General features: G+C 58.8%; 17 protein-coding genes. 11 read left to right on the forward strand and 6 right to left on the reverse strand.

From position 1 onward, the window contains the following. Positions 1 to 9: 9 nt before the first annotated feature. Genes NO934_RS18815 through NO934_RS18825 form a run of 3 tightly spaced genes read left to right on the forward strand, consistent with a single transcriptional unit; the run spans position 10 to position 3,315 of the window. Positions 10 to 1,140, forward strand: a complete 1,131-nt coding sequence (locus NO934_RS18815; RefSeq protein WP_309164239.1) for a DegT/DnrJ/EryC1/StrS family aminotransferase — start codon at positions 10 to 12, stop codon at positions 1,138 to 1,140. Positions 1,141 to 1,162: 22 nt separating this feature from the next. Continuing rightward, positions 1,163 to 2,137 (forward strand): NAD-dependent epimerase/dehydratase family protein, encoded by a 975-nt coding sequence (locus tag NO934_RS18820; protein ID WP_309164240.1) that lies wholly within the window; start codon positions 1,163 to 1,165, stop codon positions 2,135 to 2,137. After that, positions 2,134 to 3,315 carry a DegT/DnrJ/EryC1/StrS family aminotransferase gene (locus tag NO934_RS18825; protein WP_309164241.1) on the forward strand — a complete coding sequence of 394 codons (1,182 nt, stop codon included), beginning with the start codon at positions 2,134 to 2,136 and terminating at the stop codon, positions 3,313 to 3,315. Before NO934_RS18820 ends, NO934_RS18825 begins: the two co-directional genes overlap by 4 nt. On the opposite strand, the gene NO934_RS18830 is transcribed toward NO934_RS18825, so the two are convergent. Beyond that, a complete protein-coding gene (locus NO934_RS18830) occupies positions 3,312 to 4,880 on the reverse strand; it encodes an O-antigen translocase (protein WP_309164242.1) in 1,569 nt (522 codons plus the stop codon). The genes NO934_RS18825 and NO934_RS18830 overlap by 4 nt on opposite strands. A 206-nt stretch (positions 4,881 to 5,086) precedes the next feature. Between NO934_RS18830 and NO934_RS18835 the strand changes: the two genes are divergently transcribed. Continuing rightward, positions 5,087 to 5,764, forward strand: coding sequence for a sugar transferase (locus tag NO934_RS18835; protein WP_309164243.1), 678 nt, complete (start codon positions 5,087 to 5,089; stop codon positions 5,762 to 5,764). An 8-nt stretch (positions 5,765 to 5,772) separates the two neighbouring features. On the opposite strand, the gene NO934_RS18840 is transcribed toward NO934_RS18835, so the two are convergent. After that, positions 5,773 to 7,041, reverse strand: a complete 1,269-nt coding sequence (locus tag NO934_RS18840; RefSeq protein WP_309164244.1) for a polysaccharide biosynthesis/export family protein — start codon at positions 7,039 to 7,041, stop codon at positions 5,773 to 5,775. A 140-nt stretch (positions 7,042 to 7,181) separates the two neighbouring features. Between NO934_RS18840 and NO934_RS18845 the strand changes: the two genes are divergently transcribed. From NO934_RS18845 to rfbD, 6 genes are read left to right on the forward strand one after another with little or no spacing between them, the layout of a single operon-like run. Further along, positions 7,182 to 8,729, forward strand: coding sequence for a Wzz/FepE/Etk N-terminal domain-containing protein (locus NO934_RS18845; protein ID WP_309164245.1), 1,548 nt, complete (start codon positions 7,182 to 7,184; stop codon positions 8,727 to 8,729). A gap of 46 nt (positions 8,730 to 8,775) precedes the next feature. Further along, positions 8,776 to 9,558: a CpsD/CapB family tyrosine-protein kinase gene (locus tag NO934_RS18850; protein WP_309164247.1), complete on the forward strand. Its 783-nt coding sequence runs from the start codon at positions 8,776 to 8,778 to the stop codon at positions 9,556 to 9,558. A gap of 22 nt (positions 9,559 to 9,580) precedes the next feature. Beyond that, complete coding sequence (rfbA, locus tag NO934_RS18855) at positions 9,581 to 10,480, forward strand: glucose-1-phosphate thymidylyltransferase RfbA (protein ID WP_309164249.1); 900 nt, start codon at positions 9,581 to 9,583, stop codon at positions 10,478 to 10,480. Continuing rightward, positions 10,477 to 11,043, forward strand: a complete 567-nt coding sequence (gene rfbC, locus NO934_RS18860) for a dTDP-4-dehydrorhamnose 3,5-epimerase (RefSeq protein ID WP_309164250.1) — start codon at positions 10,477 to 10,479, stop codon at positions 11,041 to 11,043. The genes rfbA and rfbC overlap by 4 nt, the downstream gene beginning before the upstream one ends. After that, positions 11,040 to 12,098 carry a dTDP-glucose 4,6-dehydratase gene (gene rfbB, locus NO934_RS18865; RefSeq protein ID WP_309164251.1) on the forward strand — a complete coding sequence of 353 codons (1,059 nt, stop codon included), beginning with the start codon at positions 11,040 to 11,042 and terminating at the stop codon, positions 12,096 to 12,098. Before rfbC ends, rfbB begins: the two co-directional genes overlap by 4 nt. Next, a complete protein-coding gene (rfbD, locus tag NO934_RS18870) occupies positions 12,095 to 13,021 on the forward strand; it encodes a dTDP-4-dehydrorhamnose reductase (protein ID WP_309164252.1) in 927 nt (308 codons plus the stop codon). Before rfbB ends, rfbD begins: the two co-directional genes overlap by 4 nt. A 764-nt stretch (positions 13,022 to 13,785) precedes the next feature. Here the strand turns inward: rfbD and NO934_RS18875 are convergent. Next, on the reverse strand, positions 13,786 to 15,555 hold the full coding sequence (locus NO934_RS18875) for a thiamine pyrophosphate-dependent enzyme (protein ID WP_309164389.1): 1,770 nt from the start codon (positions 15,553 to 15,555) through the stop codon (positions 13,786 to 13,788). 620 nt (positions 15,556 to 16,175) lie between these two features. Beyond that, positions 16,176 to 16,406 carry a DUF378 domain-containing protein gene (locus tag NO934_RS18880; RefSeq protein ID WP_309164253.1) on the reverse strand — a complete coding sequence of 77 codons (231 nt, stop codon included), beginning with the start codon at positions 16,404 to 16,406 and terminating at the stop codon, positions 16,176 to 16,178. Between the two features lie 756 nt (positions 16,407 to 17,162). On the opposite strand from NO934_RS18880, the gene NO934_RS18885 reads away from it, so the two are divergent. Next, complete coding sequence (locus tag NO934_RS18885) at positions 17,163 to 17,441, forward strand: NUDIX domain-containing protein (RefSeq protein ID WP_309164255.1); 279 nt, start codon at positions 17,163 to 17,165, stop codon at positions 17,439 to 17,441. A gap of 227 nt (positions 17,442 to 17,668) precedes the next feature. On the opposite strand, the gene NO934_RS18890 is transcribed toward NO934_RS18885, so the two are convergent. Next, entirely contained in the window at positions 17,669 to 19,171 is a 1,503-nt protein-coding gene (locus tag NO934_RS18890; RefSeq protein WP_309164256.1) for an anion permease, read from the reverse strand. A gap of 920 nt (positions 19,172 to 20,091) precedes the next feature. After that, positions 20,092 to 22,020 carry a PAS domain S-box protein gene (locus NO934_RS18895; protein WP_375143322.1) on the reverse strand — a complete coding sequence of 643 codons (1,929 nt, stop codon included), beginning with the start codon at positions 22,018 to 22,020 and terminating at the stop codon, positions 20,092 to 20,094. Between the last annotated feature and the right edge of the window lie 222 nt (positions 22,021 to 22,242).

Consider the following 22,242-nt stretch of genomic DNA (forward strand, 5'->3'; position numbering starts at 1 on the left):
GAGACGCCGATGAAAATCCCACTGGTCGACCTGGTTGCTCAGAATGGGGACGTGGCCGACGAGATCCGTGCCGGATGGGAAGATGTTCTCGCGACGGGCTCATTCATTGGCGGTCCGGCTGTCGAAGAATTCGAGGCTTCCTATGCGCGCTTTATCGGAGTCGACCATTGCATCGGTGTAGCCAACGGCACCGACGCCATCGAAATGGCCCTCAGGGCCGTGGGTGTGGAGTCCCAAAGCGAGGTGATCCTACCCGCCAATTCCTTTGTGGCTACTGCCGAGGCAGTGGCGCGGATCGGGGCAGTTCCGGTCCTCGTGGATGTTGATCCGGTCCATTCGCTTATCGATCCCGAGAAGGTGGCCGCGGCCATTACCAGCAGCACGCGGGCCATCGTTCCCGTTCACCTCTACGGGCAGACCGCCCCGGTGGAGGCACTTTTGCCGATCGCTGAATCCTGCGGGGCGGTGATTGTGGAGGATGCTGCCCAGTCGCAGGGCTCGCTTCGCTTCGGTCGTCAATCGGGAAGTCTCGGCACGGTAGCGGCAACGAGCTTCTATCCCGGCAAGAACTTGGGCGCGGCAGGTGACGCAGGCGCGGTCCTGACAAACGATCCAGCGATTGCCCAGCGCACGAGGATGCTCGGTGGCCATGGCAGTCGCGTCAAATATATTCATGACATTGTTGGCTTCAATTCCCGCCTCGACGCGCTCCAGGCGGTTGTTCTTTCCGCAAAGCTCCGGCGGCTCACCGAATGGAACAGGCGCCGGCGAGACGCGGCGGCATTGTATCACCAGATTTTGCAGGATTTCCCTACAGTATCGCTGCCTGTGGTGATGGACGGCAATGACGATGTTTGGCACCTCTACGTCGTGAGAGTGCCCGAGCGCGACACCGTTCTTGCGGCACTCCAGCGCGAGGGCATCGGGGCGGCGATCCATTACCCCGTCCCCATCCATCTCACTGGAGCATTTAGCCATCTGAGCTACGGACCGGGGTCGTTTCCGGTTGCTGAGCAAGCTGCCGGTGAGATCCTCTCGCTCCCTCTTTATCCTCATATTGCGGCTGCGGACCAGCACTTGGTTGCCGATCGGCTGCGGGCGGCATTGGCCACGATGGAGGCCGCTCCCCTCACCGCATGAACGAGAAGAACGGAGATAAGCCATGCAAGGCAAGCGTGTTTTGATAACGGGCGGAGCCGGTCTCATCGGCTCTCATATTGCCGATCTGGTCGCCGGCGAAGGTCCTGAGGAGATCGTGGTACTCGATAATTTCGTACGCGGCAGACTCTCGAACCTCGACACGGCAAAGCGGCTATGCCCTGTCCGGATCGTTGAGGGTGATATCCGGGATATGGATACCGTGACACGGGTCACAACGGGCATGGACATCGTCTTCCATCAGGCTGCTATCCGCATCACCCAATGTGCCGAGGAGCCGCGGCTGGCGTTCGACGTCCTCGCCGGAGGCACCTTCAACGTCCTTGAAGCCTGCGTGCGCAACAATGTGGGCAAAGTGGTAGCAGCATCCTCCGCCTCCGTCCTTGGCCTAGCCGAGACGTTCCCCACCTCGGAAAACCACCATCCGTACGACAACCGGACGATCTATGGCGCCGCGAAGACCTTCAACGAAGGGCTGCTGCGCAGCTTTGCCGAGATGTATGGCCTCAAATACGTGGCCCTGCGCTATTTCAACGTCTATGGGCCGCGGATGGATGTGTTTGGTGTCTACACTGAGGTACTGATCCGATGGATGGAGCGGATCGCGGCTGGTCGCGCCCCGATTATCATGGGCGATGGCCTGCAGACCATGGATTTCGTCGATGCCCGTGATATCGCCCGCGCCAACATACTGGCAGCCAAGTCAAAGGTCACCGACGAGGTATTCAATGTGGCTTCGGGAGTCGAAACAAGCCTGGTGGAGCTAGCCAAGTTGCTTCTCGAGGTCATGAAATCCGACCTGACCCCAGAATATGCTCCGGCGCGCAAGGTCAATGCAGTGCCGCGGCGGCTCGCTGACACGCGCAAGGCTAAGGAAAAGCTTGGCTTTGAAGCACGCATTCGGTTGCGGCAGGGGCTTGAGGATCTTGTCGGGTGGTGGCGGGCCGAGACAGCTTCGACCGAGAGCGAACTGGCATGACGACACTTCCGTCCATTCCCATCGCCATGCCTCTCCTGGGGGAAGCAGAGGTTGATGCGGCCGCCCGCGTCATTCGATCCGGCTGGGTTACCCAAGGTCCGGAAGTGGAAGCCTTCGAAGCAGAATTCGCCGAATATGTCGGGGCTGCACATGCTTGCGCGGTCTCCAATTGCACGACAGCGCTGCACCTGGCGCTACTCGCAGTCGGGGTCTCGCCCGGTGATGAGGTCATCACCGTTAGCCATACGTTCATCGCGACCGCGAACGCCGTCCGCTATTGCGGGGCGGTACCGGTCTTCGTCGACATAGAGGCGGATGGCTTCAACATCGATCCCGAACTCATTGCGGCTGCGATGACACCGCGGACGCGCGCAATCGTGTGTGTCCATCAGCTCGGCATGCCCTGTGATCTCGGGACCATCCTGCCTATTGCGCGGCACCATGGCATACCCGTCGTTGAGGACGCAGCCTGTGCCACTGGAAGCGAGATCCTTTTCGACGACCGATGGCAACGCATCGGGCGTCCGCATGGGGATATAGCCTGCTTCTCCTTTCACCCTCGCAAGGTGGTGACCACCGGCGACGGCGGGATGCTGACCACATCCGATCCCAAACTGGACGCCAGCTTCCGGCTTCTCCGCCAGCACGCCATGTCGGTATCCGACACCGTGCGGCACGCCGCCGGCCGCGTGATTTTCGAAAGCTATTCTTGCCTTGGCTACAATTATCGCCTCACCGACATGCAGGCGGCCATAGGCCGCCAACAGCTTCGCCGGCTTGGAGAAATCATCCCGCGGCGGCGGGAGCTGGCGTCCATATACGCCGAAAAGCTCGGGGAACTCGACGACCTTGTCCCTCCGCGGGAGCCGGTCTGGGCGCGAAGCAATTGGCAGAGCTACTGCGTGCGTCTGCCGGACGGAATGCCCCAATTACAATTCATGCAGCATCTGATGGATTTGGGCATCTCCACGCGACGCGGCGTGATGAACGTTCATTTGGAAGGGGCCGGCACCGAAGTGGGACGATTGGGCTCGACGCTAGCCCGATCGGAAGCAGCTCAGGTGGGCTGCGTGATGCTGCCTCTGTTTGCGCAAATGAAGGATGACGAGGTCGTGCGCGTCGTCGACGCCCTCACCGTTGCTCTTGAGCGTTGTCGGCCAGTGTCCGAAACCGCTTAATGCGGGCCGGGGCCGGAGTGCACCGGAAGAACTCTCAAGAATGTTGCCATTCTTACCAGCAGGGGCCGTAGGGCATGCGGAACGGTGTCTACCGGCACCAATGAGAGCAACTCGCGCAGGGAATGGACACCGCTAAAAAGAGCCGCCAAAAGCCCGAATGCAGTGGCATATGGGAGCGGCAAGACCGAAAATCCCAGGAAAGTGAGCGCCGTCGCCGCAAAATAAACTCCACCGAGCCGGATGTTGCCGCGGTTCCATCGGAAGCCGCTGAGTGAGCGCACGACTAGGTAGACGAGCATGCTGTGCCAGGCATAAAGGCCTAAAAACGCGATGCCCGCCCCATCCACGCCCAACCATGGAACGAGGAGGGCCGCCAAGCCGACATGGACGACCGTGGCGGCGACCTCCGTCCAGAAAAACGCCTTCTGCGCCCCCTTGGCGATCACTATGAAGCCGATGGGCCAAGCAACAATCCTCAGCATCATTCCCAGGCACAGCCAGCGGAGCGAGGACACGGCTCCCGCAAACTCCTCGGAATAGAATATGGCGAGGACCAGTGGCGCCATGGCGATAGTGAGTATCACACCAGGGCCGGCCAAAAGCATGCTGACCCGCGCCTGTTCGTTGACGAGCCGATTGCACAGCTCATTATCATTGGGATGCTCTGAAAGGCGAGGGTAGAAGTCGGTACCCATCGCCTGGAGGACGAAACCGGCGTAAAGCGCGGCCACACCCCAGGACGCCTGGTAGAGACCGGCAGCCTCAACCCCGCTGTCGTGCGTGATGATGATCCGGATCACGTAGGCAGCACCCGACATCAAGAGCGCGCTGATCATGAACACAAATCCGAGCCGCAAGAGGGGGGCGGCGTTGTTGCGTAGGGACGACAACGCGGGGGGGCGTTCCATGGTGATGCGGCGTGTATAGTGCCATACGATCAACAGGCCCGCGACCGCTGCGGCCAGCAGCGCCGGCACCACACCGTCCGTACCCAGGAGATAGATGAGGCCCACCGTTAGCGCCGTGCCGGCGATGGCGTTGAAGATGTTGGACATTGCGATGTCACGGGTTCGCCGGACACCCTGCAAGATGGTTGCTTCGGCCGCGTGCATCAGCCGGAGGAGAACCACGCCCCCAAGCAAGGCTACTCCGAGCCCATACTGGCCGTTGCCGAAGGTGAGCACCGATACCGGCAGATAGAGGGAGGCCAAAATAGCCCCGCCCAAAAGCCCGAGACCGAGCGACAACCACCTTAGCGCCACCGCGGTTCCACCGATTTCATGGCTGTCACCACTGCCGATGGAGGCCGATATTTGCCGGACGCCGCTGGCATGGATTCCCATGGCCGCTATGGCCGCTGCAAGATCGACGACAAGCGTGAACAGGCCCAAAAGTCCGATGCCAGCGGGCCCAAGCAACAGCGCCAGTGACTTCATTCGGATGATCGATACGAGAGTGACGACGCCATAGGCGAGCCCGATGACAGCGGTCGATCGCAGTATCTGTGAATAGCTTTGGCCGGGCGCTTGTGCGTTTGATGGCCCGTTAGGCGCATGGGCCGTCACTGGGTTGCCCTCCATTCGACCTCGAGGAACGTTACCTTCCCCCCCTCACACTCGATATAGATCAAATCGACTATTTCAACGGCGCCGTTTTTAACTTCTACTATGGGCTAGTTATTTGGTTTCTGCCGGGCAACTGCTCGTGCAGCGCGCATTACTTCCAATAATTTGAGTTTATGCAACTCCGCTGCCCGTTGGAGGGCTGGGTGATGACCGACGCCGATTTTTTCGAGCGAGAACGGCCGAATGGAACCCTGCTGCCGGGCACCTTGGCCTCGAGACGTTCTGTCTATCCCGCGTTCAAGCGCTGTATTGACGTTGTTGGAGCGGTATGCCTGGGACTTGCGGCTCTTCCGTTTATTCTGATCTGCGCTTGGATAATTACCCGCGACGGCGGCAGCGCCTTCTTCAGACAGGAGCGTGTCGGTCGAAACGGTGAAGTCTTCCATATCTGGAAGTTGCGGACCATGTGCGTCGATGCCGATCGGCGTCTGGCGGACCATCTCGCCAAAGATGCACAAGCATGCGATGAGTGGTCTGTCACTCAAAAGCTTAGATTGGATCCGCGTGTGACCCCAATCGGGAGATGGCTGCGCAAGTATTCGGTCGATGAGCTGCCTCAACTCTTGAATGTTGTGGTCGGCGAAATGAGCCTTATCGGTCCCAGGCCGATGTGCCCGGACCAGAAGGAGCTCTATGGGGGAACGGCATATTATGACCTTCGTCCTGGCATGACCGGGCTCTGGCAGGTCAACGATCGCAATGCTTGTTCATTCGCAGAGCGGGCCGCCTACGATACACGCTATGCCGAGATTCTTTCGCTGCGAACCGACGCCTCGATCGTGATTAAGACGTTCGGTGTGGTCTTTCGCGGGACCGGTTGCTGAGTGCCCAGTCAACGCTCGACCGCCACGGCGAAGGAGGCTGGCGCTAACGTGACCTTAAGGACATCTCCCGGCAGCAGCGCTGTGAATTCGTCCGCTTCGGTCTCGGTCATCCCGTCTTCACCGGCCCGAACGATCGAAAACCGCAGCGCCGGTGGCTCCAGTGAGGACCTGTTGGCCAATGGCGCGGTCGACGCCAGCTCAGCGAGCAAATGCTGCGTCGTTTCCCTGCGAAGGTAAAGGTCTTCCAGCGCCGATTGCTGGACGAGCAGCTCCTGCACCACTTCAGTCTGCATCTGGTCGCGCAGATTTGCCTGGTTGCGCTGGGCTTCGCTGATGCTCTGACGGCTGCGCATGATGGCCGTCAAATGATCCAGCCGATCGGCGCGGGCGCCTGAAATCAGTCTCTCTACGTCTGTACGGCGGGAAACAACAGCGTTGCCGGTTGCAACCAGTTGACTGACCCTTTCAAGTTCGGTGACCAGAGACGCGATCTCTTCATCCAGCACTGTGATGCGTTCTTCCAGGGCCGCTATCTCTGTTTCGAGGAGTTCGATGAGCTCATCGTAGGACTGGGTTTGCCGTTCAAGCGCCCCCGCGCGGGCCTCGAACAGCGCCTGTTCCTGTGTCATGATTTCTCCGATTGGAGCCAACTCGCGTCGCGAGATGACCTCTTCAGGAAAGGCTATCTCGGGCTGATTGTCCAGCTCAGCGCGCAAACGCGCCGTTCTTGCCAATACGCGGATGATGTCGTTGTTGATGTCCACCAGTTCGGACTGGAGTCGAATTTCGTCGTCCATGCCTGTTTGGGTCTCCGGCCGCAATTGGCCGCCTCCCAAAGCCAGCGCCTGTAGAACCGTGTACCCCGGTATATAGGGGAATTGCCCAGGGGTGGAGACTGCGCCGACCACATAGATGGGCGGGTATTCAATGACATCGAGGCTGACCTCGGGGGGCGCGATCAAGCCCAGTTCGCTCTGAATGCGCTCCGCCACCTCGGCGCCGATTGTGACCGTGTCCTTGCCGACGACCGCGATCTGACCGATTACCGGAACTGAGATGGTGCCATTTGGGAGGACCACCAGATCGCCGCCGAAAGTGTCCAATTGCCGGAAATTTGCTTCTACCGGCATCCATTGAAGCACGGTCAGGCGCAGCCGGGCTTGAGGCACGATGGCCAACTCGGCAGCCGGGGCAGGGATCGACATCAGGACCGTAGCGCTCGTCGTGAGCACCCATCCGGACCACCGCCACAGGCGCTTCAGCTTCGCTTGGCTCATTTCCGCTCCTTCCGCGCTGTTGCGATAGGATCGGCCCGTTTTCTGCGCCCCGGAATAGCCCCTTTGGTCTATTGCCGAGAGCCGCCGATAGCCGCTTCCTAAACCCCATAGGATTGCTGCCGAAGGGAGCGGCGTGTGCAATGGGATCGATCGATCTGCGGTTCTATCTGTTGCTGTTGCTGCGCCGGCTGCCCCTGATAGCCGTGGTGGTGGCAATTCCGACGTTTGGAGCCCTTTCTCTCGCCCTTTTTTTGCAACCGGTTTACCGCTCCACCGCGCTCGTCATGGTGGTTTCCCCGCGCATTCCCGAGGACATGGCACAGTCCACCGTTTCCGACACTGCCGTCGCTCGCTTTCGCATCATTGAGCGTGAGCTAATGATGGTGCCCTCTCTTCTTGCCTTGGCTGAACAGTTTCAGATTTACGGAGAGGAGAGACCGGCAACCCCGATCGCGACAGCGGACGATATGCGCTCCCGGATCGATGTCGAACAGTTCTGGCTAGATCCCAATACGCCAGCCGCGCCGGCCTTTGCCATTTCCTTTGAAGCTGGAGATGGCCAATTGGCCGCCAGCGTTGCGAACCATCTGGCCACCAGCATTCTTGCTGAGGACAATAGGAGGCGCACTGAAGCGGCCTCCGAGACAATGGCATTCTTCCGGCAAAACGTGGACGAGCTTGCTGCCGATTTGTCGTCCGTAGAGGAGCGTATCCTCGAGTTCCGGAATCTCAATCTCAATGCGTTGCCGGATAGCCTCGATTTCCGTCGTGGTCAGCAAAATGCTCTGCAGGAACGACTGCTCGTTCTCGAACGCGAGGAGGCCGCTCTCCGCAGTCGCCGTTTCAACTTGGCCTTGATGTTCGAAAGCACCAGACGCCTCCCGAGCACTGCCACCCAGACACCTGAAGGCCAGGCGCTGGCCGCGCTTCATTCGGCGCTAGTGACCCAGCAGGCGCTTTACACCGACGACAGTCCGAGCATTCAGGCGCTCCAGGAACAGATATCTCGGCTGCAGGAAACGGCCGCAGACGCCCATACGGTCACGGACGAAGGACATCCGGTGCCGATTTCCGAGGTCGATGTGCAGGTGGCCGAGATCGACGATCAGTTAGAATTGATAGCAAGGGAGAAGGTGCGGATCGCCGAAACGCTGGAGGTCCTGACAAATTCCATCGCGGCTACGCCCGAGAACGAGACCGTAATGAACGATCTCCTGCGCGAACGCGAGAACCTTCAGATCCAGTACAACGCCGCAGTCGGCCGGCTTGCCCAAGCCTCGACCGGCGAGCAGGTAGAAAGTGACCTCAAAGGCGAGCGTCTCGTCATGCTCGAAGAAGCGGTTGCTCCCACACGGCCCACGCGCCCCAGGCGGACAATGATCGTGTTTGGCGGGTTTGCCTTGGGCCTTGGCCTGGCTACCGCTCTGGTTGTCATGTTGGAGTTTCTCAACAACGGAATTCGACGTCCGGTCGATCTTAGACGCGTGCTCAACATGGAGCCGCTCATGACGATCCCGTACATCACCACTCGTAGGGAAACTGCCGCGAGACGAGCAATGGTCTTGGTAGCGGTAGGACTGTTCGCCATTGCCATTCCTGCAGGTCTCGTGGTCTCGGCCCAATTCGGTCTGCCCGTGGGCACCTCGCTGTCCGGACCGTTGGAACACTTGAGGACGATTACCCGATGAGCGGCTTTGGCAGACTCTCGCGAAACGCGAGCTGGGGAGGGCGGCCATGACGCTTTTGAGGCTCGATGGAACCGTGGCTCCGCCGGATCCAATTGCCGCTCCGGCATCGAAGGCTGATGCCGTGTGCCTGAAAATGTGGTCTGAGTTGCAGGGCTTCCAAATCAGCAGACGTCAAGCGTCTCGCAGCCGGCTGATCCTTGATGGAGAGAATAGCGCCAACCGCGCCGTCTTCGATATGCTGCGCACCAAGATCGCGCATCTGCTTAGGCAGAACGGTTGGAAGTCTTTGGCGATATCCTCGCCCGGTCCTGGATGCGGCAAGACAACCCTCGCTATGAACCTGGCCCTGGGTTTGGCTCGGCAGGCAAACTACCGCGTGGTTCTGGTGGACCTCGATCTCCGTCGTCCCAGCATCGCTCACCGCCTGGGCTTGAGCGAGGAGTGGTCGCTGATTCAGTTCCTGAGACGCAAGTCGCCGCTCGATCAAAGCTTCGTCCGTTTTGAAGCCAATTTGGCGGTAGCGCCCAATACACATGCGGTTCCCGATGCCTCGGAGGTGCTACAGGACCCGCTCACCGGAGCCGTTCTGGCGGACATGCGAGAATGGTTGAAACCGGACGTGATCATCTACGATATCCCGCCAATGCTGACCACCGACGATCTCATGGCATTCCTGCCATGGGTCGAGAGCGTGCTGCTGGTTGCCGCAGCGGAAGCAACCACGCTCAATGAGATCGACAGATGCGAGCGCGATGTCTCTGCCAACACCAATCTGCTGGGGGTGGTCCTGAACAAATGCCGCTACCGGCCTGAAAGCTACGGCTATTGACATGCAATCGAGCCAGAAAGCAGTGAAGGGTATCATACTGGCGGGAGGCAGCGGCACGCGTCTTTATCCGCTCACCGTTGCAATCTCCAAGCAGCTCCTGCCGGTCTACGACAAGCCCATGGTCTATTATCCCCTAAGCACTCTGATGCAAGCGGGGATACGGGACATCCTTGTCATCTCGACACCCAGCGACCTCCCATTGTTTCGGACGCTTCTCGGCGACGGCTCACAGTTCGGCGTAAACCTCTCCTATGCCGAGCAGCCTACGCCGGCGGGACTTGCGCAGGCATTTATCATCGGCCGCGAGTTCATCGGCGACGATCGGGTGGCGATGATCTTGGGCGACAATCTTTACTTCGGAGAGCGCCTCAGTCATCTGTGCGCCGAGGCCGCGGCGGGGCCGGGAGCCTTCGTGTTCGCATATGAGGTCGAGGACCCCGAGCGCTACGGCGTGGTCAGTTTTGATGCCATCACCGGCATCGCAACCGACATCGTCGAAAAGCCCGCCCATCCCAGGTCGGACTGGGCTGTGACGGGTCTCTATTTCTATGACAATGACGTGGTCGATATCGCCTGCGCGCTCAAGCCCTCGCACCGAGGCGAGTTGGAGATCACCGATATCAACAACATCTATCTGCGCCGAGGCGACCTCAAGGTGTGCCGTCTGGGGCGAGGCTTTGCCTGGCTCGACACCGGAACCCATGACAGCTTGCTGGAAGCCTCCGCATTTGTCCAAACGATCCAAAGGCGCCAGGGCATCCAGATCGCCTGTCCCGAGGAAATCGGACTTGATTGGGGGTGGATTGACCCACTGCGGGTCATGGCTCAGGCCGAGGCGATGGGGAAAACCAGATATGGTGCTTATCTGAGAAAACGTGCCCGCGAAGCGATGTCACCGCCTGTGTTGGAGGCAGCGCAATGAGTGCGCAGATACGACGCCTGCCGCTGGAAGGCGTTCTCGAGATCATTCCCCCGCGTTTCACCGACGAGCGGGGCTTCTTCTCGGAGACCTGGAACGCGGCCGCTCTGGAACAGCATGGCATCTGCTTGCAATTCGTTCAGGACAATCATTCCCATTCCTCCACCGCCGGCGTCATCCGCGGGCTCCACTACCAGCTCCCCCCCTTCGAGCAGGACAAGCTGGTTCGGGTCCCGCGAGGGGCCATCTTTGACGTAGCTGTGGATCTGCGGCGCGAGAGGGGCACCTTTGGGCAATGGGTGGGCTTGGAAGTCTCCCAATCCAAATGGAACCAGCTTCTCGTCCCCCGAGGCTTTGCGCACGGTTTTCTCGTCCTCGAACCCGATACCGAGGTAATCTACAAGGTCACCGCGCCCTACAGCCCGCAGCATGAACGCTCCATACGATTCGATGACCCGGACCTGGCGATTGCCTGGCCGATTGGAGAGGCCGAGATCGTGTTGTCGGACAAGGACAGGGATGCTCCACCGTTCAGCCTCGTAACTGTGCCGGAGTACCTGTCATGAACATCCTAGTTACCGGCGGCGCCGGTTTCATCGGGTCGGCGTTGTGCCGCGTGCTCGCGGAAGACCCCAGCAATCATGTCGTCGCGTTCGATAAGCTCACCTACGCTGCCAATTTGGGATCACTGCGTGAGCTCAACCTCAGGCCCAATTTCAAGCTCGTCTGCGGCGATATCTGCGACGGTGCTTTTGTTCTTGAGACGCTGCGCACAGAAGCTGTCGAGCGGGTATTTCATCTGGCTGCCGAGACCCATGTCGACAGGTCCATTCAAGACCCCGAACCGTTTCTCAATACCAACATCTACGGGACAGCCTGTCTTTTGGGTGCTGCGCTGACCTTCTGGCAGAGTTTGCCCCCAAAGCGGAAGGCGCAATTCCGCCTCCACCACGTATCGACGGATGAGGTGTTCGGCGATCTGCCTTTCGACGATTCGCTTTTCAGCGAAGAAACGCCTTACGCCCCCTCGTCCCCCTATTCAGCCTCCAAGGCGGCTTCCGACCATCTCGTGCATGCCTGGCACCGGACCTACGGTCTTCCAGTCACCATTTCCCACTGCTCCAACAATTATGGTCCTTTTCACAACCGGGAAAAGCTTATTCCGATGGCGATATCCAACGCTTTGGAGGGGCGAGATATTCCCGTCTATGGTTCGGGCAAGAACGTGCGCGACTGGCTCTATGTCGAGGATCATGTGGATGCTCTGATCCGGATCGCCGATGCTGCTCAGCCAGGATCCAGGTATGCCATCGGCGGAAACAGCCAACGAACCAACCTCGAGGTGGTGCTTGGCGTGTGCTGCATTCTCGACCAAAAGCATCGCAAAGAGACGGGCGGATCTTACATCGAACAGGTTTGCTTCGTCGTGGATCGTCCTGGACATGACCGGCGCTACGCTATCGATACTTCAGATATCGAACGCGACCTGGGCTGGCGCGCTGCTGTGTCGTTCGAAACCGGCCTTGAGCGCACTGTGGATTGGTTTTTGGCCAATACCTGGTGGTGGAGATTGCCCAATCCTATCCCTGCACAGACCGACATCCCATTGGTGCTCCCATGAAGATATTGGTGAGCGGCCGCTCCGGCCAAATGGCAAATTGCCTCACCGAACGGGCACGGGTAACGCCAGGCGCTCAGGTGATTGCGATTGGCAGGCCTCAGTTGGACCTCACGGACATTGCAAGTGTCCATGAGGCCGTTATGGCCGTGCAGCCCGATGTCGTCGTCTCCGCCGCCGCCTACACGGCAGTCGATCTGGCCGAGCAGGAAACGCATGCAGCATGGGCGGTCAATGCTTCAGGGGCGGAGGTCCTCGCGCAGGCGGCGCAAAGGGTCGGTGCGCCCATCGTTCATTTGTCCACGGACTACGTCTTCGCTGGAGACAAGCAGAGGCCCTATGTGGAAACCGATGACCCGCAGCCGCGCTCTGAATACGGGCGCAGCAAGCTTGCTGGTGAACGCGCCGTGATCGCATCTAACGCATCCCATTTCATTGTGCGCACGGCATGGGTTTACAGCCCCTTCGGACGAAATTTCGTGAAAACCATGCTTCAGCTTGCTCAGAAGCAGGAGACTATCCGCGTGGTTTCCGACCAGATCGGAAGCCCGACTTCAGGATTGGACCTGGCCGATGCCATCCTTCACCTTTGCCGTTATGCGCACACTCTTCGGCCTGGGATTTACCACATCGCGGGTGGAGGGCAGGCGAGTTGGGCTGACGTCGCCCGTCGGGTGCTGGACGCGAGCGCAGAGGTAGGAGGACCTTGGGCTCACGTTGAGAACGTCCCGACGTCCACGTATCCGGGCACCGCTCAACGGCCTGCAAACTCGTGCCTCTCAAGTGATCTTTTCAACGCTGCTCTCGGATGGCGTCTGCCGCAGTGGCCCTCAAGCGTTGGCGCGGTAACCAGAAGGCTGGTGCAGGGGCGTGGTCTCGCCGCGCTCATGGCATCTGCGGATCCCCAGATCGGCCTTCGAAGCTAGGAGGCGAGGGCGGTATATGGCGCAGAATGTCTTCGTTACTGCAGCGGAGTCCGGCAACCTGGAACAGCAATGCGTGCGCATGATTGAGAGCGTCCGCTGTCACGGCGGGGAACGCGGTTCGACCTCGTTCACCTCGTGCGCCGATCTCACCCCGATACGGATGATTTCATTTCTTGAACGAGTCATTGGCGCTCTGCTCGGCCGAATGGCTTGTTGATGCCCAGCAGATCACGTTACTTGATTGCGACACTGTGATCGTGTCGAAGCGGGGGATTTGCCGCTCGGTCCGAACGACGATTTTACGCCGCGCCGTCAGACGAAGTGGCTGTTGGCTCCACCGGCCTCCTCATGCACGCACGACCCGGATTGGCGTAGAATTGGCACGCTTTTCGGCCTGCCTCCGGTTTCGACTTATCTGGAAACTATGCAGAACAGGCTTATCGTAACTCGGGGATATATCCTACCGCTCCTCGACAGGATTTGCCGGCGACAGCAGAAGCCGGCAGGTCGTCCGAAGTACGTGAGCGTAGGCTTGGACTTAAAGTCGAGTTCCGGAGGAATGGATGGTCGATGCAGTGGTCACCCGATCGATAGAGATCGCGGCGCCTCCTGAGGAAGTGTGGAGCGTTTCACTAATCGCGCCTGTTCGCGGCGGAACTCCCGTCTTCAGTGTAGGGAAGGCGGCCTGTCCACTCATCACCGTTGCATCGTTGTTGGCGCGACCTTGAGCTTGCCTGCCCAGCCAAGCAGTCAGCGCGAGAAGGTCAACTTTCTTCGCGACCCGCTTTCATCATCGTCCTAAGCGGCTCCTGAGCGAGATTGGCCTTTATGTGTTCCTGACCAGGTGTTTCGGGGAGGGCCTTGCGAAAATTCTCAGCGAAATCGGGGGGCATTTTAGGGGGCATCATAGGTTCATAGGGATCTACAACCGCTTCGATCACCACCGGGCCTTCGGTTGCGAAGGCTTGGTCCAGCACCGCCTCGATTTCGTTCGGCTCAGTTACTGAAAAACCTGAACCGCCCATTGCCCGCGCCGCCATGGCAAAATCGATCGGTTGGAGCTCGCAACCGAATTGAGGATTGCCCAAAAACATCATCTGCTCCCAGGCGATCTGATTAAGCATGTTGTTTTTAAGCACCAGAACCTTGAGCGGCAGCTTGTAGCGGACCGCTGTAGAAAATTCGCCCAGTTGCATGGCAAAGCCGCCATCGCCCACAACTGAGAATAGGGAGCGTCCGGGAAAGGCAAAACCTGCGGCAATTGCGTAGGAAAGCCCTGAAGCCATGGACGCCAGTGCGCCCGAAACGCCAAAGCTTGCCCCGTCCTTGAGGTCGATATGGCGCGCGGCCATTTCGGTGTTCTGGCCAGAATCGGTCGTTAGAACACAATTGGGCGGCATGCGTTCCCCGAAAGCTCGGGTGATCCGCTGTGGCTTGAGCGGTGTTGCATCGCTGGATTCAGATTTGCGCATCATTTCGCGCCAAACCCTCATTTTCTCCTGCGCGGAGGTGAGAAAGGATCGGTCGGGTTTTCGGCTCAGCCGCTCGTTAAGGAGGCGCAAGGTTTCTCTGGCATCGCCAACCAGTCCGGCTTCGACCGGGTAGCGCAACCCGATCCGCTGGGCGTCGATATCGATCTGCACGGCCCGTGCCTGACCGGGCATGGGATAATACTCGATATAGGGAAAGGTGGAGCCAACGATTAGGAGCGCATCACATTGCTCCATTGTCTCTTGTGCAGGCAATGTACCCAGAAGGCCGATTCCTCCGACAGTCAGTGAGTGATCGTCGGGGATAACCGCCTTGCCGAGCAGCGCCTTGATGATTGGAGCGCCAAGGAGGTTGGCGATCCCTTGCAGTTCGTTGCTCGCGCCAAGAGCGCCCCGGCCTGCCAAAATAGCGATCTTGTTTGCGGACCTAAGGATTTCGGCGGCGTGTTCCACCTCATCTGGATCCGGGATGCGCCGGCCCTCGAACCAGCGGTTCGGCTCGTGCCGGGGTTTGTTGCGCTTGGAGCGCATCTCGGTGCGTAGGGGTTGTTCCTGAACGTCGCTGGCGATGGTCAAGTGCGCAACTGCACGCTTTGCGAGAGCCGAGCGGCAAGCCAGACTTGCCATGTTCTCCATGTGCTCGGGACCGGTGACCTGCGCATTGAAGTGAGCGACGTCCTCAAAGGCGCGCTCTAGGTTCACATCCTGCTGCGTGAAGGTTTCGATCAAGTCATGGTACTGCATGCCGGTGATAGCGAGCACCGGCGCCTGATCAAGCTTGGCGTCGTATAGACCGGTGAGAAGGTGCGTCCCGCCGGGACCGGAGGTAGCGAGGCAGACACCGAGCTTTCCGGTCCATTTGGCATATGCTGACGCCATGAAGGCGGCAGATTCCTCGTGTCGCACCTGCACAAAGCGGATGCGATCCTGCCGGGTTCGCAGCGCCTCCATAATGCCATTGATCCCATCACCCGGTAAGCCAAAGATCACCTCCACATCCCAGGCGATCAATGTGTCGATGAGAATGGCTGCGGCCGTCGGCATGGTGAGGTCCCATCTCTTGTGCTGAGCCAACGTCCAGTTTCCTGGTTGTGTTCATCTGTGGGCTCTGCCGCATCATAGATTAGGGGCGAAACAAACTCTGAATATCTCTGGGTCCCTTTTGCAGGCAGACCATGGTTTGATTGAAAGGCAATGAGATTTAAGGGGCGATCGAATCCAGTTATGTGCGCTTGCGAGCCATTTGCCGGTGATCAGAACAGCCGGAGCCGGTGCTTTAAGCGCCCTCCGGTGGAACCGATGTTCACCCTGGCTATCAGCAGTGGCGTGAGCGGCATCATTTGCCCTTCTGTCACCTCGAGGGTCCAGTTACTGATTCTCCAAAACCGGGATGCCTTTGCCGCATGTCCTCATGGGCGGCTTCGCCCCATCGGGGTTAGGTTCGGGCTGATCCAGGGGAAGAAGGTCGTTATCGGGATCGCGTACGGAATCGGGCTCGTCCTAATCGGTGGGAGGTCGCGAGGATGGGGCGGAGGAGGAGAGGGCTTCGGCGGGCGACCCAGCGGAACGTGGACGGATTGGCTGGCGCACATATAGGTCTCCTCGTCACGCTGTTCGGGGAGAAACGTGAGTGCGCGGCCATCAGCCGCGCACTCCATCATAGATTATCGACGCACCCGCTGGGCGGTCGTCTCGCCGTCCGAGAACGAGCGGAACAGAGGGATCAGCTGCCACAGTGCACTGATGCCCACAAGGACATAGATGATGCGAGACAAAACAGAATCTTGCCCGCCGAATATCGCTGCGACGAGGTCGAACTGGAACAAGCCAACCAAGCCCCAATTCAGTCCGCCGACAATCACGAGCAGTAAGGTGATTATATTTAGGGCGCGCATCTAAGACTCCTCTTTAAGCGGCTCCATCTCAGCCAAACGGACGCGCTTAACGTTCGTTCCTTGGACGCCATGCCCAGCGCGGTTCGCTGTAGCTCGAAACGAGCCCGCAGGCGGAACACGCTACCTCTTCGCCGCGTTGGCGAAGACAAACGAGAGGGCGTAAAGTCTAAGCCTCCTAGCCGCCAAGCAGGTATTTGCTGGCGATCTTATGCACCCCTGCTCAGTCAGTAGGTCACTCCTGCAATCTAAACGCGATTAGGACTTTCTGTCTGGCCTGTTAAGACTGATGGTTACTGGGCTCTTCCAAATGGCGAGGTTACAAGGACTGATCTGCTTTGGGGTTGGCCAACATAGGATGAAATATTGGCCGCTGGATCTCTGACCGGGTGTATTCGCATGCAAGGGCACAGTGGCAAGTCGCCCGAATGCGCATCGAGCCGAAAGCCGGAGACTACGGTTCGCAACTCCATCTTGGACGGCACCGTTCGCAACAGAACGAGGACTGACCAAAGCAATCGGTGATCATCAGGAACTATCGGATTCTCCGATCTTTAAAACAACGCGGATCGCGCTCTGCTGGAGTGAGCAGGGGCCAGGTTGAACGCCGCTAGGATGGTGCTGCCAGCGAAAATATGGAGCTGCCGCTCTGGGTGTTCGGGAATCTGACGGCCTGGATGTGGTACCGACCCTACCAAATTTGACCAGTCGAGCAGGAAGTGCCCAAGTTTAAAATGATCTTTTCGGAGTTATCGACCTGTGCCCACTCGCATTCTCAAATCGCTGTTTCCTCGTCCGCCTTTGGAGCCGGCTGGACCGCAATATGGTGCCATTCCCTATACGGTTGTCGATGGCCAATTGGTGGTTTTGTTGATCACTTCCCGTGGCCGCGGAAAGTGGATTTTTCCCAAAGGCGGATTGATGAGCGGCAAGACACCCTGGGAAAGTGCCGCCCATGAAGCCTATGAGGAGGCCGGGGTCGAAGGGGAGATTGAGGAGCACCCGATCGGCTCGTACTTGCTTCCCGTCACCGAGTAACGTCCTCAACCGGTCGAAGTGAAGATGTTCCCATTGCGGGTCACGCACCAGCGGGAAGATTGGAAGGAAATGGGACAGCGTTATCGCCATTGGGCGGTGCTCGCCGAGGCGAAACGGTTAATTACCCACAAAGGGCTTGCCGATGTAGCGGTATCGCTGGCCCAACGTGAAACAAGTCGTTCAGAGGTCCCCTCGACGCGCCAGAGAGAGTTTGAAGCGCACTAAGCTCAAATGCCGAACAGCAGGACCATTGCCCAATAGATCGCTCCTGCCAAAAGTGCTGCAACCGGCACGGTGACGATCCAGGCTGCTGCGATCGAGAATGCGTGTTGACGGCGGACGAGATAGCGCTTTTGCCGCTTTTGGAAGTTCACAATCGCTTCTTGTGGTGTCCGGTTAAGGTGATCGGTGCGCAAGAACACCCCCTCCGGGCTTACCGCCTTGTTCCGAATCCCTTTATTTGAGAGTTGCTCTCGCAGCAAGCCCACGCCAAAGACGGCGCCGACAGCGATGTGAGTTGAAGACACCGGCAGTCCGAGTGCGGATGCAATGAGCACTGTGGTCGCGGCGGATAGGGCGACGCAGAAACCGCGGATTTCGTTGAGTTTTGTGATGCTTTCTCCGACTGTGCGAATAAGGCGTGGTCCAAAAAGTCCCAATCCCACAGCCAAACCCAACGCGCCGATGGCGAGCACCCAGAGCGGCAGCTCCACGTTTTCGCTGGCAGCACCGTCCCGAACGGCGGCCACGATCGCCGCCAAGGGACCTACAGCGTTGGCAACGTCATTGGCCCCATGGGCGAATGATAAAAGCGCTGTCGCAAAGATCAGCGGCAGTCGGAACAGCGTTCCCACCTGCTTATTGGAGTTGTCCATCGTAGCGGTACGGGACTCAACCCAAGGTTGTACCAGGAGATAGCCAAGGCCACCGGCAATCAGCCCGAGCAGCAACATGACATGGGGTTCGGGGCTCCAGATGCGTGCCAGCCCCTTCATCGCCATGTACATGGCAAAAATGCCAACCATCACACCAATAAAAGCCGGCACCCATATTCGCGCCGCAAGCACCTTTTGCTTTTGACGTAAGATCGCGCTGTGAACGACGACCAGCAAAACAGCGGCGAGGACACCTCCCAGGGCTGGGGAGACCACCCAGCTTGCAGCAATGGTTCCAATGGTGGGCCAGACGATTGCGGGAACGCCCGCGGCTGCAATGCCTGCGCCCACAACTCCGCCCACCACAGAATGAGTGGTTGAGACAGGCGCTCCGACTATCGTCGCAAGATTGACCCAGATAGCCGAAGACAGAAGCGCCGCCATCATTACCATTATAAAAGTGTTGCCCTCGATGTGAGCACCGGGAACGATGATGTCGCTCGAAATCGTTGTCACGACATCGCCACCCGCCAGGAGCGCCCCGGCCGCTTCACATATGGCAGCTATCGCCAACGCCCCGCCCATGGTCAGCGCCTTGGCGCCCACCGCGGGTCCCATGTTATTGGCGACGTCATTGGCGCCGATATTGAGTGCCATGTAAGCGGCGATCACCGTCGCGATAACGACGAGATAGCTCAACGGCCCGCTGGTCACCGCGAAAACAGCCCAAAGCAACGCAGCCAGGAGAAACAGCAAAGCCAAACCTGGCGCTGCGATCGCCAGTGCGCTTTCATGGCTCGCCTGTTTGAGCTTTCCGACGCGCTTGAGGTCTTTGTCGATCGCCGCCTTTGCCATATGCTATGCCCACAGTGTGTTAGGTCATCCCCCTCGCATACCGAAGCAGATCGGTCATGGCCACCGCGCGTATGACGATTTCGTCATATTCCACGTTCCGTTCCTGCAGTTCGACTTTTTCGGTGAGTGGTCGTGAGCGGGAGTTTCGCAGATCGGGGTACTAACGACATGGTTGGAACCGAGCGCATCGGGCACCGTTCTGTGTTGACAGCGGGACTTCTGGCCCTTGACGCCACGGCCGCCGGACTTGCCCAGACTGAACCAGTACCACGGCCCACCTGGCGCTGTGGCCCAGTACGATCGAGAGGCCAAGGTCATGACCTCATTCGTCACCGGCACCGAAAACGGCGGATCGCAAGCGCAGCTTTGCTGCCGCCCATACAACGGCATACCGAAAGCGGGATTTTTCTTACGCGCTCCCCTCAGGGCAGGGCAGGCGCTTGCAGCGTGTTTTAGCGTTCCCCAAAGTGGGACAACTCCATCACTGCGCAAAGTCGGCTTGGGCGCGATCTATGCGCCTGCAAGCACCGAACGAGCCGAGCGTCTTCCATTGATCGATGGATCGCGCGGATCCTCATCTCCGCCGATTGGATGACGATGGCCATCACTGCAGAACGTCATGCCGGTCCGCACTGACCGATGACCGCTGAAGTGCTGGGTAAGTGCGCTTAAAAGGCTGCTGAAGGCGCCGGATCGATAAACCAGCTCCGTGGCTCTACGCCGCGCTCAAGCCTTGGGGTGGGATGTTGTGGTTGAGGTGAGATAAATTATCGGGGTCATACCGGTGTTTCATGGGTCTTCGGGGATGTACGTTGAGCGACGAACATGCCGGAAGTCTTCAAGGCAAAAAAGGTGCGCTCCTCAGCGCGTAAAAGGAGCGCAGTGGTGATGGGCTCTTGCCCGCGCCAAACGCAATGTTCTCAGCCGGGTGCGCTAAAGGTATGAGATTTGCCGAGGTCCTTCTTTCCTACTGCCTCATCTATAGCCTTAGCCAGTTGAACCTGACCAAACGGTTTGCCAAGTCGGACAACCTGACGCCGGGGCATTTCGATCCCTTCGCCATAGCCGCTTGCGATAATTGCCGGCATCTCAGGGCGAAGTTCAAAAATAGCGGTGATAAGGTCGGTTCCCGTCATCTTGGGCATGGCCTGATCGGTAATGACCAAGTCGATATCGTTGCCAGCTCGGAATTTTGAAAGCGCATCGGTTCCTGAATGGGCTTCAATCACCTCGTGCCCCAAATCTTCGAGCAAGGATGCCGTGTTCATTAGGATAAGAGGGTCATCATCGACCGCAAGCACCTTCAATTGCGAGGTCTGCGGGCGGAATTCTTTCACTGTTGCGGGGCGAGATACTGGCATCTCGACCTCCTCGACGGGCAGCCATAGTATTGCACTGGTGCCGCTACCAGGTTTGCTTTCAATCTCAAACGTTCCGCCGAGCTTCTGGGCCATCCCGTGCACCATCGGTAACCCCAGCCCGGTACCCTTTCCAACACCTTTGGTGGTGAAAAAGGGTTCGGTTGCTCGGCGCAAGGTTTCGGCATCCATTCCCAAGCCCTCGTCCCTAACCACCAGCCGAACATAGTCGCCCTCAGGCAGGCTGGACCGATTGCTTTTCTTGAGAGCTTCACGAGTAGCCGAAATGACGATTGGTCCTCCCGAGGGCATCGCATCGCGTGCGTTGACGATGAGGTTTAGCAGGGCTGTTTCCAATTGATTTCCATCGGCGCGCACCGGGGGCAGCTTCAACGGGAAACTAGTAGAGATCGGCCATTCAGGCCCAATTGATCGCTGAACCAGGTCGTTCATTCCCGCTAGCAAGGCAGGAACTTCGATGCGCTCAATGGCGAGTTCCTTTTTTCGTGCGAACATGAGCATCCGCTGGGTAAGTGTAGCGCCGCGCTGCGCGCCCTCAATGGCATTGTTGAGCAGGCGTCGGGAAGTAGGATCATCAGGGATGCGCTTGGCCAGCAATTCAAGGCTGCTCAAAACCGCCATCAGCAGATTGTTGAAGTCATGAGCTATCCCCCCCGTCAGCTGACCGATCGCTTCCATCTTTTGTGACTGGAAGAGCGCTTCGCGGGTGGCCTCTAGGTCACGCTGCGCATTTTCCTTTTCAGTGATGTCTCGGGTAATCTTGGCAAAACCAATGGGACGCCCGCTGTCATCGCGAATAGCGTCTAAGACGACGCTGGCCCTAAAGCGTTCACCATTCTTCCGCACTCGCCAACCCTCTGCGCTGAAGCGGCCTTCTCTCCGGGCAATTTCAAGCGTTTGTGCCGGCGCTCCCGCAATGCGGTCTTCGTCCGTATAGAAGCGGGAGAAGTGCTCTCCGATGATCTCGTCCGGCTCATACCCCTTGATACGGCGGGCCCCCTCGTTCCAGCTGGACACATGGCCTTCGAGATCGATCATATAGATAGCGTAATCTACTACGCCCTGAACGAGATGGCGAAACTGCTCTCGGCTTGAGTTCAATTCCTGGGCAAAAGCCCGACGATCAGTGACGTCGCGTCCATAGCCATAGACCAGTCCGTCCTCCGACGTGGTGTGCCATTCAATATTGCGGTAGCTGCCATCAACGGTTCGAAGTCGATTTTCCTGGCTCGACAGCCCCTGATCGCAGTGCACTTGAGAATTTGTGAACCTGCTATTTGCGACATCCTCAGGATGCACAAACTCAGCGAGTTGACGGCCCACAACCTCGTGGGGTGGATGTCCTAGGATCCGAGACCATGAGGGACTTACCGAGCGCAATGTGCCCGCCCCATCCAACACGACGATGATATCACGCGACACGCTCCATATTCGATCGGCACGTCGGCGTTCGTTTTCGAGCGCAACGATGGTTCCATAGGCCGCGCCGAGTTGGCCGGCAATCAGCCGAGCGACGTTGATGATGTCGGAATCGTTGCGTCGGAACGGATTGAGCCCCAGAACCAGGATGCCGGCCGGATCGGTACCTTGCGGCCCTGGCACTGCGATGACGATCGCTTCAACCGGACGTGAATTCCAGTCACCCGTCGGCCATTTAACATCGGCCGGAAGTGCAATAATTTGGCCCTCGAT

The sequence above is a fragment of the Pelagibacterium sp. H642 genome, from assembly GCF_031202855.1.
Taxonomy (GTDB): domain Bacteria; phylum Pseudomonadota; class Alphaproteobacteria; order Rhizobiales; family Devosiaceae; genus Pelagibacterium.

Bases quoted from the DNA above. Each gene is read 5' to 3' on its own strand.
- NO934_RS18815 (WP_309164239.1), top strand. From the start codon at position 10: ATGAAAATCCCACTGGTCGACCTGGTTGCTCAGAATGGGGACGTGGCC.
- NO934_RS18820 (WP_309164240.1), top strand. From the start codon at position 1,163: ATGCAAGGCAAGCGTGTTTTGATAACGGGCGGAGCCGGTCTCATCGGC.
- NO934_RS18825 (WP_309164241.1), top strand. From the start codon at position 2,134: ATGACGACACTTCCGTCCATTCCCATCGCCATGCCTCTCCTGGGGGAA.
- NO934_RS18835 (WP_309164243.1), top strand. From the start codon at position 5,087: ATGACCGACGCCGATTTTTTCGAGCGAGAACGGCCGAATGGAACCCTG.
- NO934_RS18840 (WP_309164244.1), bottom strand. From the start codon at position 7,041: ATGAGCCAAGCGAAGCTGAAGCGCCTGTGGCGGTGGTCCGGATGGGTG.
- NO934_RS18845 (WP_309164245.1), top strand. From the start codon at position 7,182: ATGGGATCGATCGATCTGCGGTTCTATCTGTTGCTGTTGCTGCGCCGG.
- NO934_RS18850 (WP_309164247.1), top strand. From the start codon at position 8,776: ATGACGCTTTTGAGGCTCGATGGAACCGTGGCTCCGCCGGATCCAATT.
- rfbC (WP_309164250.1), top strand. From the start codon at position 10,477: ATGAGTGCGCAGATACGACGCCTGCCGCTGGAAGGCGTTCTCGAGATC.
- rfbB (WP_309164251.1), top strand. From the start codon at position 11,040: ATGAACATCCTAGTTACCGGCGGCGCCGGTTTCATCGGGTCGGCGTTG.
- rfbD (WP_309164252.1), top strand. From the start codon at position 12,095: ATGAAGATATTGGTGAGCGGCCGCTCCGGCCAAATGGCAAATTGCCTC.
- NO934_RS18875 (WP_309164389.1), bottom strand. From the start codon at position 15,555: ATGCCGACGGCCGCAGCCATTCTCATCGACACATTGATCGCCTGGGAT.
- NO934_RS18880 (WP_309164253.1), bottom strand. From the start codon at position 16,406: ATGCGCGCCCTAAATATAATCACCTTACTGCTCGTGATTGTCGGCGGA.
- NO934_RS18890 (WP_309164256.1), bottom strand. From the start codon at position 19,171: ATGGCAAAGGCGGCGATCGACAAAGACCTCAAGCGCGTCGGAAAGCTC.